Source organism: Candidatus Nitrosarchaeum limnium BG20, assembly GCF_000241145.1.
GTDB lineage: Archaea > Thermoproteota > Nitrososphaeria > Nitrososphaerales > Nitrosopumilaceae > Nitrosarchaeum > Nitrosarchaeum limnae.
Genome location: NZ_AHJG01000110.1, coordinates 14738 through 27230, shown reverse-complemented (window position 1 = coordinate 27230; position 12493 = coordinate 14738). Strand labels below are relative to the sequence as shown.

16 protein-coding genes and 1 tRNA gene are annotated in these 12493 nt (G+C 32.6%); 9 read left to right on the top strand and 8 right to left on the bottom strand.

Annotated features, from left to right (window positions below; all coding sequences use genetic code 11):
• Together BG20_RS03575 and BG20_RS03570 are read right to left on the bottom strand one after the other, a co-directional pair.
• A partial coding sequence (locus tag BG20_RS03575; RefSeq protein WP_010191019.1) for a hypothetical protein occupies positions 1-649 on the bottom strand: 649 nt, incomplete at its 3' end.
• Positions 610-873, bottom strand: a complete 264-nt coding sequence (locus BG20_RS03570; protein WP_010191018.1) for a hypothetical protein — start codon at positions 871-873, stop codon at positions 610-612. The genes BG20_RS03575 and BG20_RS03570, both read right to left, overlap by 40 nt.
• A gap of 368 nt (positions 874-1241) precedes the next feature.
• Between BG20_RS03570 and BG20_RS03565 the strand changes: the two genes are divergently transcribed.
• Both BG20_RS03565 and BG20_RS03560 read left to right on the top strand, forming a co-directional pair.
• Complete coding sequence (locus BG20_RS03565; RefSeq protein ID WP_010191017.1) at positions 1242-2423, top strand: S8 family peptidase; 1182 nt, start codon at positions 1242-1244, stop codon at positions 2421-2423.
• Positions 2424-2606: 183 nt separating this feature from the next.
• Positions 2607-2777, top strand: a complete 171-nt coding sequence (locus BG20_RS03560; protein ID WP_081477529.1) for a DUF1059 domain-containing protein — start codon at positions 2607-2609, stop codon at positions 2775-2777.
• A 22-nt stretch (positions 2778-2799) separates the two neighbouring features.
• Here BG20_RS03560 and BG20_RS03555 read toward each other — a convergent pair whose 3' ends face one another.
• The 3 genes from BG20_RS03555 to BG20_RS03545 form a co-directional block, all read right to left on the bottom strand.
• A complete protein-coding gene (locus tag BG20_RS03555; RefSeq protein WP_010191015.1) occupies positions 2800-3585 on the bottom strand; it encodes a hypothetical protein in 786 nt (261 codons plus the stop codon).
• Positions 3586-3870 carry a hypothetical protein gene (locus BG20_RS03550; protein WP_238527477.1) on the bottom strand — a complete coding sequence of 95 codons (285 nt, stop codon included), beginning with the start codon at positions 3868-3870 and terminating at the stop codon, positions 3586-3588.
• A gap of 114 nt (positions 3871-3984) precedes the next feature.
• Positions 3985-4830 (bottom strand): CBS domain-containing protein, encoded by an 846-nt coding sequence (locus BG20_RS03545; protein ID WP_010191012.1) that lies wholly within the window; start codon positions 4828-4830, stop codon positions 3985-3987.
• A gap of 213 nt (positions 4831-5043) precedes the next feature.
• Between BG20_RS03545 and BG20_RS03540 the strand changes: the two genes are divergently transcribed.
• The 4 genes from BG20_RS03540 (at position 5044) to BG20_RS03525 (ending at position 9585) form a co-directional block, all read left to right on the top strand.
• Positions 5044-5409 carry a hypothetical protein gene (locus tag BG20_RS03540; protein WP_081477528.1) on the top strand — a complete coding sequence of 122 codons (366 nt, stop codon included), beginning with the start codon at positions 5044-5046 and terminating at the stop codon, positions 5407-5409.
• Between the two features lie 74 nt (positions 5410-5483).
• Positions 5484-6023 carry an inorganic diphosphatase gene (locus tag BG20_RS03535; RefSeq protein ID WP_007402005.1) on the top strand — a complete coding sequence of 180 codons (540 nt, stop codon included), beginning with the start codon at positions 5484-5486 and terminating at the stop codon, positions 6021-6023.
• A 399-nt stretch (positions 6024-6422) separates the two neighbouring features.
• Complete coding sequence (locus BG20_RS03530; RefSeq protein ID WP_010191008.1) at positions 6423-8195, top strand: M3 family oligoendopeptidase; 1773 nt, start codon at positions 6423-6425, stop codon at positions 8193-8195.
• Between the two features lie 232 nt (positions 8196-8427).
• The gene (locus BG20_RS03525; protein WP_010191007.1) at positions 8428-9585 is read left to right on the top strand and encodes a hypothetical protein; all 1158 of its coding nucleotides are present in this window, start codon (positions 8428-8430) and stop codon (positions 9583-9585) included.
• A 2-nt stretch (positions 9586-9587) separates the two neighbouring features.
• On the opposite strand, the gene BG20_RS03520 is transcribed toward BG20_RS03525, so the two are convergent.
• Positions 9588-10139 carry a pyruvoyl-dependent arginine decarboxylase gene (locus tag BG20_RS03520; protein ID WP_010191006.1) on the bottom strand — a complete coding sequence of 184 codons (552 nt, stop codon included), beginning with the start codon at positions 10137-10139 and terminating at the stop codon, positions 9588-9590.
• 183 nt (positions 10140-10322) lie between these two features.
• On the opposite strand from BG20_RS03520, the gene BG20_RS03515 reads away from it, so the two are divergent.
• Positions 10323-10871, top strand: coding sequence for a hypothetical protein (locus tag BG20_RS03515; protein WP_010191004.1), 549 nt, complete (start codon positions 10323-10325; stop codon positions 10869-10871).
• Here the strand turns inward: BG20_RS03515 and BG20_RS03510 are convergent.
• Positions 10833-11072, bottom strand: a complete 240-nt coding sequence (locus tag BG20_RS03510) for a hypothetical protein (protein WP_238527476.1) — start codon at positions 11070-11072, stop codon at positions 10833-10835. The genes BG20_RS03515 and BG20_RS03510 overlap by 39 nt on opposite strands.
• Before the next feature lie 181 nt (positions 11073-11253).
• Here BG20_RS03510 and BG20_RS03505 point away from each other — a divergent pair.
• Positions 11254-11328, top strand: a tRNA-Thr gene (locus BG20_RS03505).
• Between the two features lie 64 nt (positions 11329-11392).
• Here BG20_RS03505 and BG20_RS03500 read toward each other — a convergent pair.
• Positions 11393-11551, bottom strand: a complete 159-nt coding sequence (locus tag BG20_RS03500; RefSeq protein ID WP_010191001.1) for a CxxC-x17-CxxC domain-containing protein — start codon at positions 11549-11551, stop codon at positions 11393-11395.
• Positions 11552-11650: 99 nt separating this feature from the next.
• Here BG20_RS03500 and BG20_RS03495 point away from each other — a divergent pair, with 99 nt between their 5' ends.
• Positions 11651-12460 carry a DsbA family protein gene (locus BG20_RS03495; RefSeq protein WP_010191000.1) on the top strand — a complete coding sequence of 270 codons (810 nt, stop codon included), beginning with the start codon at positions 11651-11653 and terminating at the stop codon, positions 12458-12460.
• Positions 12461-12493: the final 33 nt, after the last annotated feature.

Sequence of the window (12493 nt, the reverse complement as noted above, 5' to 3'; positions counted from 1 at the left end):
AATCATCATCTAGAAACTTTGTGTTAATTTCACTCTGTTGTTCTTGTTTTAATATTCTACAGTATTCAAATTTTGGATCACATGAATTAGGATTAAATATCTCAGGATTATCGATTTTCTTTATCTTAAATTCTTTTTCACTTTCTTTTATTTTGCTGTATAATGATTTTACTTTGTCTGGATTTGAAAATTCCTTTAATTCTTTACTGTTTGATTCTTTAATTTGTGGCATTTTATCTGAAATTTCTTTATCTGTAAATTGAAGATCTTTGATTGATTTGATTTTGTGGTCAGATTCAAATTCATTTAGGGATATCTGTGTAGGCCCCATATTTTCTATTGAATACTCTGAGAAAACATTATTGAATTCTTCACTGTTCCCATATGATTTGTAAAGAACGTTTATTGCACGTTCGATTAATTTTGGGTTTTTCTCAATGACATATCCTACTAGTTGAATCTCTAAAATTTCATCTGTTTTATGATTTCTGACATTTTCCAACATGATTTGATTTTTAACTTCTTGGAATTCTTTATCTGCATTTAATTCATTTAACACATTATCAATGTAAGAATTTTTTATCAAATCATCTCGCAGTTTGTTGTATTTTATATTGTGATTGTGTTCTTCCTGTATGATTCTCTGCAATAGTTTTTTTCTTCAGCATTTTTAGGCTCTATTGTTTTAACATACTCGTTAATTTCGCTAAGAAAACTCTTATTATCATCACCTGAATTTAAAATGTCTTCACTTTTTATTGTAATTTGAAACAGAACATCACTCAAATCTCCTTCAAATGCATATGCTTGACTTGAGGTGAAGAGTACTAAAACTCCAATTACACCAAAACATACCATATTTTGATTTAGCATGTTCTAATTACGAATGTTTTATGTAATTACAGATTGTTTGAAATCACAAACAAACAAAAATTTCAGTTCCCATTTTTGGGAATTGCTAAATTCTATTTTTCATCCAAAATATAGAATCAGTTAGAAATTTTATCATAAAATATAGATTGATTCCGTGAATTTTATCTCAAACACACAAAGCAAAATAGAATTCAGAGGGTTGTAGAAGGAACAAATCTAACAACTATTCCTAGGGTTCCTACATAGAAACAATCATTGTTTAAAGATTCTGGATATGATGCTAAAATAAAGAAGAATCATTACAGGTTCAATATTTGAGGATTAATGAAACACTAATACTTAAATTCAACTTTTAAAAAATGTGAACGTTGAAAATTAACAGAATTATACTTGTCTTATCTGCAATTACAATAATTTCTATTGGAGTCTTGGGATTTACTCCCTCACAAGCTACTCCATCATATGTCCCAGACAACTATATCATAATTCTAAAGGACGGTGCAAATCCTTGGTCTGTTGCAAATGAAATGGCACAACAGCGTGGACTAGGAATATCTCATGTTTATGAAACTGCAATTCATGGATTCAGTGGAGTTGTTCCAAAAGGACAACTAGACAAAATATTATCTGATCCTAGAGTAAAATATGTTGAACAGGATTCTATTGTAACAATATTCAAAAAACCATCTGGCACTCCTGGAGGCGGTGGTGGTGGAAGTACAACTCAACCCCCCCAAGTAATCCCAACTGGAATTGCAAGAATAGGTGGATCCGTAAGTGGTTCAATCAATGTGGATGTTGCAGTAATTGACACTGGAATTGATCCAACACATCCAGATCTTAATGTTGTTGATGGAGTAAATTTTGCTAAAGGTAATAGTTGGTCTGATGGTAATGGTCATGGCACTCATGTTGCTGGAACCATTGCAGCAAAAAATAACGATATTGGCGTAGTTGGAGTTGCACCAGATGCAAGATTGCATGCAGTTAGAGTTTTAGATAATCGTGGTTCTGGATTTACATCTGATGTAATTGCAGGAGTTAACTGGGTTGCAGCCAATGCAGATATCATAGAAGTCGCAAACATGAGTCTTGGCGGTTCACAATCTAATGCACTAAACACTGCAGTAGAAAATGCAGTTAACGCCGGGGTTGTATTTGTTGTGGCAGCAGGAAACGAAAGCACTGATGCATGCTCAAAGTCTCCTGCTAGTGCGCCAAATGCCATCACAGTTTCAGCCCTTGATGACAGAGATGGTGTTTCAAATAATGATCCTTTTGCTTCCTTTAGTAACTATGGTAGTTGTGTTGATGTGATTGCACCGGGCGTTTTGATCTTATCTACATGGAAAGATGGCGGATACAATACAATTAGCGGAACAAGCATGGCAACTCCACACGTTGCAGGAGCTGCAGCACTATATCTTGTAAGTCATCCTACTGATACTCCGGCTCAAGTAGTAGATGCACTTCAGAGTGCAGGAAATATTGACTGGAATGTTTCAACTGATCCTGATGGAATTCATGAAAAGCTAATTCATATTCCTTAAGTGTAAAATATTATTAAAAATCAAATTTTCACATACATATGCGTCCATTTTTATTCCCAAAACAACGGGCATGACACTTTAGGTCCCCTTTATCATAAATCAAATACAATAAAATTAGATAGAAAAAATTGTAGTTAACAATGTTAACTTACCTATATTACAAATAAAAAAATGAAATTATTAATGATAAAATTAAAGTGTGAAGACTATGGTTATGATTGCTCGTTTGTATCAGAAGGCGAAGTTAATGAGATTATTGAAGAATTTGCAAAACATACAGAAGAGGAGCACGGCATAGATTATTCAAAAGAAGCTCTAATGCAATTCATCTTGAGAAAAACAACTAAAAAATAGTCCAGTAAATAGTTTGAATTAGTCATATCAGTTTGTCCTGTTCATGAAATGGTTTATTTTTATTAGTCTTATTCCACAAATTCAGATTAGCAATTAATCCTGCAATAAAAATAGAATACGCATACAAGTATGGAATATCAATCAAATGACCTTCATAGTAATCACCCGTGGAATTAAAATACATAAAACCAAAATCTGAACCAACAAAAACCAGCATTCCAAAAAATAACAAAGACCAGGAAAACTTTGTGCGTCCTTTAAAAAATAAAAATATTCCCAGAATTGAGGGAATCAACATAAACGAATCTGCAACAGGATAAGAAGCATTCAAAATATTCTCAGAGATATTTGAAGATGGCATTATAATGTAAAAGATAAAAATTAAAACTACCACTACAGACAAAGAAGTAGATAGAATATTTTTTCTTGAAATCTGAGATGAAAATGGCTTCAAATACATCACACCAAATAGAAAATAAAACACATATCCACTAAACCAAAAAAGATCTGCATATGAAAAGACAGAATCAGAATTTGTTAATTCAGGTATTGTCCATATTCGTTCAGCTGTATACCACAATGCAATGGCCAGAGTAAAAAATAACCAAGATTGTCCATGTTTTCCACCCTTTCCAATCTTAAAATTATTCACAATGCATACAATTAACAAAATACTGGTAATGATAAAATTAAGTTCTACAGACCAAAATTCTGCATTTTCATACCCAGACATATTAGATAATACAATTATGGTAACTATAACAAGTAATGAAAAAACTAAAAAGAAAACACTGAGTCTATTGTTCAATTATTGGTTTATCCCCAAAAGAAATTTTTTAATCGGATCTTGATATGAGAATTCCTCTAATCTTTTGTTAATGTTCTTAATTATTGATAGATACCCATCTCCAAATTCAATCTTTAAAATATCCACAAGATATTCGGGATGCTCAAGACAATTGTAAAAATAACTATTGTATTTTTCATATAGAAGATTACCCACAGATTCACAGACGGTATTACTGATATTATTCAATGAATTCTCTATTGCGACACTTACCAAGGCAGGTAATACATCAGAGGAATTATTCATAGATATCATGAAATTGTATGATGTTAATATCTTAGTCGTTTTTAATGTGTAATGATATAAAAAACAGTTTAAAATAAAACGACTTGTTTAAAAATGCTTAAAATTAAAACCCAATTATTTTAATTTGTCAAGTGCTTTGATTACGTCAGTTTTACTTACAATTCCAGACAATTGATTATCAATTAAAACTCCCACACCATTTATTTTATCATCAATCATTTCAGTACAAGCCATAACTAGATCATCATTATAATCAATTGTAACAACATTTGGGGTCATTACATCTTTTGCAATGATATTACCTCCAAATCCACTTGGAGTCAGAAATCCTTTCCGAGGAAAAATCACAGAAATTAATGAATCAGAGTTATCCACAACCTTATTGTCATTTCCCATAGTCATCGATACCCCAAACAAATCCCTAAAGCTAACAACACCTATGGCTTCATTTTTTTTATTTTTAATAATTAATCTCGATACTTTGTCTTCAATCATTTTTGAAACTATTTTGTAAAGAGGATCATCTGAATACATTGAAGAGTAAGAAACAGTCATCACATCTCCAACTCGATATTTACCAACATAATTTTGGATGTAATAACGGGCGAGATCAGTTTTGGTAACAATTCCAATAGTATTAGAAGAAGACACGCCTATAGAACCGATATTTTTAGTGATCATGATATGAGCTACATCTTCAACAGGAGTGGACTCATTAACTTGAATTAACGGTTTTTCTAAGATAGATACAGGAATTTCATTAAGATTTTTTTCAGAATCGTTTACTAACAAAAAAAATCCAATATCTTTTTCAGTGATTATTCCAACAATTTCTCCTGATTCATTCGTTGTGAGAAGACGGCTTATTTTTGAATTATTCATAAGGGTCATTGCCTTAAAGATTGAAGCAGAATTTTCAATGGTTATTGGTTTCTTCATTATTTGTTTAACATTACTCATAAAAATACTAATTTCACAGAGCTTAAAATTCAAGTGATGATTTCTAGATATGATATTTTATGGTTAATTGAAATAGGAGACAAAAAGTTTCAATTTAAAAAACATGTTAAGATACATCGATAAATTTTTTAGTACAAAAGACATGCAGACAAATAGAAATTGAAGTTAAAAACAAATGTCTTGTTATTTGGAATAATTATTTTGACAGGAATTATGTTATTAATTCCTTCAAACACATCAGCAACATCAGAGCCTTCAGAAGAAATTACAATTACTCCAATTGATGACAAAATCAGTCTTGAGAAGAGAATTGCCACTATGCACATTCCAGAAAACAAATCTTTTGTTTGGGGAACTGTAAAGGGCGAGCCCTCAGATTATGTCGAAAGATATCCCGTGATTATTCAATTTTTCAAAGGAGAGGAACCAATTCATGTTGCACAAGTCAAAGTTAAAGGAGATGGCTCGTATGAATACAAATTCAGAATAAGAAATGTGGATCAAACTACAGGGGAGGTATTTGACATATTTCATGGCGAATACACTGTAAAGATGTTCAAAGTTATCCATACTAAATAACACACACCAATCCGCAAATTTCAAAAAAAAGTCATAGAATTCATATACAGACTGAAATGATTTAGGAATTAGATATGAGCAAAAACTTTTGGCATGATATTGAATCTGGCAGTGATATTCCGGAGATTGTAAATGTGATTGTAGAGATTCCAAAGGGCTCGATGAACAAATATGAATATGATAAAAAACACAACATGATAAAACTAGACAGGGTTTTGTTTTCACCATTTCACTATCCAGGAGATTATGGGCTCATTCCTCAAACGCTATCTGAAGATGGAGACCCACTTGATGCCCTAGTTCTAGTTACCAATTCAACTTATCCTGGAATTTTAATTGAAGCCAGACCAATTGGATTATTACAAATGAAAGATGATGGAAATCCAGATGATAAGATAATTTGTGTGTCAACAAATGATCCAAGGTATCTTCATACTGCAGACATTACAGACATTGAGGATCATTATCGTTCAGAGATTGGACATTTTTTCCAAGTTTACAAAGATTTGGAAGGGAAAAAAGTCGAGATACTAGGTTGGAAGGGTTCTAAAGATGCAAAGGAGATAATCGTAGAATCCATTAAAAGATACAAAGATACTTTAAAAAAATACTAGACCCTAGTATTTTTTCAATAACACATCATTTGTCCAAGGGAATGCAGATAGTTTTTTTGAAGAAACTATTCTTCATCTAAAATTATCCAAGATAATCCTAGTACAGATTCCCAAGCAGGTGGATTTTCGATTTTATTTGTCATGCAATAAAATAACAAAATTTGCTTAAAACCCTCACGTAGAAGTTATTCATATCAATGATAAGTATTCTCTAAATACTATCTTGAAAAATTCATGGTAATTGGAACTCTCACCAAGTACCTTACCAGTTTTGGTCTTAAGTTCCAGTTAAAATTTTAAAATTTTTGAGATGCTCAGATAAAAAGGAGTTTGAATGTTCCAAAAAACAAGCCAATTTACAGCATGCATTTTTTAATAGTTACAAAACAAGATAATTAGATGTCAGAGTACAAACTTGACAAATGGGATCTATCAGAACTGGTAAAAGATCCAAAAAGTTCTGCTTTTCAAAAACAAATTACAGAATTAGAGGGACTAGCAAAGAAATTTGAGAAAATCAAATCAAAATTAAACCCAAAAATGTCATCAAAGGAATTTATGAATATTTTACACCAGATTGAAAAAATTTCTGAAAAAATGAACCAAATTGGTGGCTATGCATCCCTAGAATACTCTTCAAACACACAGTCTGATGAGGCTACATCACTAATGACTAGAATGTCAAAACTAGGTTCAGAGATTTCAAACAAGATATTGTTTTTTGATTTATGGTGGAAGACCAAAGTCGATGACAGTAACGCAAAAAGACTGATCAAAGAGTCAGGAGAACTATCAGAATATCTAAACCATAAGAGATTATTTGCCAAATATGCACTATCGGAACCTGAAGAAAAAATTATCAACACATTAGATGTTACAGGAATTTCTGCACTTGTAAAACTTTACGACAAGATGACAAGTGCTTATCAATATAAAATGAAGATTGGCAATAAAACGAAAACAATGACACGTGAGGAGATTACAAACTTCATAAGAAGTACAAATCCAAAGACAAGAGAAACAGCATACAAAACCATTCTAACAAAGTATTCAGAAAATAAGGGAGTACTAGGCGAGATTTATCAAAATATTGTATTGAATTGGAAAGATGAGGGAATCGAGATTCGAGGTTACAAATCCCCAATTTCTATGAGAAATATTGGAAATGATGTAGATGATAAAACCATAGAATCACTTCTGACAGTTTGTAGAAAGAATTCACCGGTGTTTCAAAAATTCTTTGTTCAAAAAGCAAAAATTCTAAAAATGAAAAAACTGCGGAGGTATGACCTGTATGCTCCATCAGCTGCAAAAATTAAAGAAAAAAATTACCAATACGACAAATCAGTTAAACTTGTGTTTGAATCACTGGGAAGATTTAGTCCAAAATTAGAAGAGTTTGCCAAAAAAGTATTCAATGAGAAACATGTTGATTCATCCATAAGACCAGGAAAAAGAGACGGGGCATTTTGCAGCACATTGACTCCAAAGATTACTCCTTTTGTTTTACTCAATTTTACTGGAAAAACAAGAGATGTTTTTACTTTAGCTCATGAGCTAGGTCATGCAGTACATAGCCAAGCAGCACAGAACAGATCAATTCTAGTTCAAGAGGCACCATTGCCTTTAGCAGAGACAGCATCTACTTTTTCAGAACTTTTGTTGTATGACAATTTATCTGACAAAATAACAGATAATGAGAAAAAAACAATGCTATCAGAGAAAATCGATGACTTGTATGCAACTATAATGAGACAAGCGTATTTTACAATTTTTGAAGTAGCAGCACATGAGCAAATTGGAAAAGGAACAACAGTCGATGAGATTTCAAAGACATACATTCAAAATCTCAAAGAGCAGTTTGGCAGCTCTGTTGCAATCTCAGAAGACTTTGCAGTGGAATGGAGTTGTATACCTCATTTCTATCATACACCGTTTTACTGCTATGCATACTCTTTTGGAAACCTGCTTGCTTTGTCATTATTTCAAAGATACAAAAAAGAGGGTTCTAGTTTTGTTCCATCATATATTGAAATTCTTGCAGCAGGTGGTTCTGAAAAACCAGAAAAATTACTAGCGAGACATGGGTTAGACATAACTTCTCAAAAGTTTTGGCAAGAAGGATTTGATTATGTTGAAAATCAAGTCAAGACTCTTTCAAAATTAACCTAGGATTTTAAAATTTGATAATAATATGGGGCTGGCAGACCAACGCACGGTCTGCCAGCTTGTTCCCCGAACGGTTTGAATTCGATGTCAATTGTAAATTCAAAATTTACTGATTTAAATGTTTGAACCAACCTCTTACAGATTGTTTCATGAATCAAACTCAAATGCAAAACTCAACTAAAAAAGTGAATAAAACAAGCGTAAATTTAATAATTTAGTCAAATGGAAACGGCGTATGCTAAAAGCAGTAATTTTTTTGGGTTTAATCGGCATGTTGATCTTTACAACAAATTATTCGTATTCTCAACAACAGCCAGGACTTGCCACATTTCAAGAATCTGCACAAGTAATGATTGAAAGAGGTACCCCTGAAAATGTTACAGCGTCAATTGCATTACAAAGTACCAGCATACAAGAGATCAGAGTTCCTGCTGAATTAGAACAGAAGATAAGAGAAAATGGAAGAATTACATCTGTAATTTTGACAAACGAAGACAGATGTGTTTTAGGTGTATCAGGTAAAGCATGTATCATCATAAATGTTGCAAGAGATCCGGCAGACAAGAATTTTTTAGCAATTCAAAATTCAACTAAGATAATTGCAGGTTCATTTATTGGAGAGTTAAATCAGGCATTTGATACAAAAGCAACATTTCATTCAGTCTTTGTTCAGGTCAATGATGAAATAAGCAAAGCAGTTGAAACATCTGGCGGAGCTACAAGTAAAGGTACAGTATCAGCAGTATACGTCATGCCAATGGAAGATACAGAGTCGATGTATGAAAAAATATCAGCAATATTACTTCCAAAAATAATTAGAGATGCTGGAGGATTTTACGACATTGCAAAGAATCTATCAAAAGAAGAGAAATCATTTATGACATTTTCAATAATACCATTAGAAAATAAATCACTATTACAATTAAAAATATCAGCAGATTACAAGAATGAGGAATCGTCAGGGGAAATCAATCCATTAGAATTTTTGAAAACAGATGAGCTAAAAAGATCAGATTATTTTTCAAGAGGATTTTATCCATTAAACTCAATATTACAAGTTGCAGTGTTATCTCCAAACTCCACTAATGTATCAGATGTAAGGGGAACCATAGTTCCAACACAGATTGTAGCAGGCGACAAAATTCCCAAAGAACTTACTGGAGAAGGATGGATTTTTGATCCAGATCAAGGAGAAATAATTCAAGGAAAATATATTTTCGGAGAGAGAACATCAATTAACAAAGATGAACTAGTTTTCTCTTTAGGAGGCAGTGAGCTATTAGCTCCAAAGAAAGTATCGCCATCATTTGATGAGTCAACAGTAGTAGTGATAATTATCACAGTAGTAGCAGTAGCAGCTGCAGTCTATTATCTCAAAGGATATAGAAAATAAAATTATACAAGTAAAACAGCGGCAGCAAACACAGTTGTCCACTTGCCATCTTTATCGCCTTTGGTAGATTGAGTAACATTTTGTGTTTTGTAAATCTGACCAGAGATAGTCCATTGTTGTCTCTTCTCATCCCAACTTTTGTCAATATCAAACGGTATGCCAAGAGAAGACGCAAGCATTTGAGCTGCAATATCTTCGGCATAATCACCTGATTGCTGTTCATTTTGTCCATATGATTCGTATTCAGAAAGATAACCATATCGATTCGTGTCTTTTGGTCTAGCAATTCCAACAGAGGCAGAACACAGTCTATGAGCTTCATTAGTTTGGTTCTTTGAATAAATTGTAAATAAAATCTGTCCGGGTTTGATTTGTTTAAGACCTTCATTTCTAGAAATCAATTTTGCATTCGGTGGAAATATACTTGAAATTAAAACAAGATTTGTACCAGCAATTCCAGCATCTCTTAGAGCATATTCAAAACTGGTTAATCTATCTTCATGAACACCTTTACCTTTTGTAAGAAATAATTTTTTGGCAACTAAGTCTAGCAATTCTTTTTTGATGAGGAAGTTTTATTATTTATACTTTGATTGAAAAAATCTTTTTAGTAATTTTCAAAAAACATGCGATCTTGCAAAGTTGTAATTTAAAATGTAAAATACAGCAAGACACCATACTATCAACCCTTATTCAAGTGTAGTTAGATTTTTGTATAATGCACATCAGAGCAGGTCATGCTTGAGGATTTTTTCCAGTCAGAGTTTTTCCTTATAGGATACTATGTTTTGACTGTAGGCGCATCATTACTACTCATTAAAGAAACTAAAAAGAGACTCAAGGACATAAAATCAGGAATCAATTCAATAAAATACGCACCGATGGCCTTTGGGATTTTATTTGCATATGTCATTTTTGCACATGATTATGTTGAAACACTGCCAATCCTCAATTGGAGTTGGCTTGGATACAACATTGCAATAGGTCCATTTGCAGATCAAGGCTTTTGGGGAGTAGTTCCATTCATCCCATTACTAGTGTACATGTTTATTCACATCAACTATGTGGAAGAATTGTATTTTAGAAAATCCAAGAAGATGGTAGTAGTTTGGGCCATGATCCATATTGCAATGGGAATTCAAGTTCACATGGCACTAATTCTATTACCAATAGGATTTCTATTCAAGTACATCTACGATAAAAAAGGACTTAATGATGCATATGCAATGCATTTTACCACAAACATACTAGTTGTCATCGCGCTTTTTCTTTCTTTTATCATTTGATGGAGGTTGTGCTTGATTAAGAAAGGCCCAACCAAAGAAGCCACCCAAAGATAAATTGATGACGCCCAAGAAAGTAATTAGCAGTGTTGCATTCGGTGCTTGAGCTGGTGCAACATAAAGACCTACAATAATTCCAATAATACCAGTTGAAAAAAACATCATCATCAGAACTTTGAGTCTTAGAGGGTGAATATACTTCATCGATGAAGTATTCACAATTTCACAGTATTATAATCTGATGGATATAAAGAGCAAGTTCATAACTAGTTTTAAAAATAAAAATTGTCTGAAAATTCAGATCTTTGATACAATCATCAAAATTTTATTTCAAAAACGTTATCGGGTAACACTTTAAAGATCCAAAATTTTTATTGGATTTTGTGCCAATATAGCTCAGCCTGGTTAGAGCATCAGATTTGTAATCTGAGGGTCGTGGGTTCGGATCCCATTATTGGCTCTTTTAATTTTAATAAAAATAATTTTGAGAGAATAAGAAAAAACGACGTTAAGCCTATTTTAGCCTAATATCTTCCTCTATTTTCGGTTCTTGGTTTTCTGTGTTTTGGTAAACATTCTTTGCAGAATACATCTCTACCTTCAATTGGTTGAAATGGAACTTGTGATTCTTTTCCGCAATCAGAACATGTACATGGGTACATTTTTCGATCGTCTACTGACATTGTTCTAAATAATTATGATCTAATATAAGAACTGTGAGAAAGAAAAACGCTACAAATAATTCAATACAAATAAGTATACAATAATGAAATCAAGCCCAAATGGATTCAAATGAAATAAAAAAACAGAGTGAATCCAAAGATGGAAAAGTTTCTATGAAAAAATCAGTTTTTAATGTTTTAATAATTTCAGTTATTGCAGCTAGTTTGGTAGCTGCATTTTTTGCAGGATCCTATGTCAATTTAAAAACAGATCAAGTAACAAGAACCGAATTAAATGATGCAATAGAGAAAATAGAATCAAAGATTTTAAAAGATCAACAAGCTCCAGAACAACTTAATGTACAGCCAACTAACATCTCAATAGACGATGATCCTATCATAGGAGACCAAAACGCTCCAATCACAATTATAGAATTCTCAGATTTTCAATGTCCATTTTGCGCTAGATTCCAAACTCAGACACTTCCACTAATCTTAGAACAATATGTAAACACAGGAAAGGTGAAATTTGTGTTCAGAGATTTTCCAATACAGAGTAGTCATCCAAATGCAATGCCTGCTGCAGTAGCTGCAGAATGTGCAAATGAACAAGACAGGTACTGGCAATTCCACGATGAATTATTTGAAAATCAAGGAGTCTGGAATAAAATGTCAATTGTTGATGCAACTGATGTCTTTAAAGGATATGCAGCTAAATTAAAACTGAATCAAGAACAATTCAACTCTTGTCTAGATTCAGGAAAATACATTGGAGAAATCAACAGTGATCTAAATGATGGAAGAAAGTATGGAATTACTGGCACTCCGGGATTTTTCATAGGAAATGAAAAGACAGGATTTGTCAAGGTAAATGGAGCACAGCCTTTTGAAGTTTTCAAAAGTGTAATTGATTCACAACTAAACACATGAGAAACAAGGACAAGCGTTTATTAGACCTAAAAA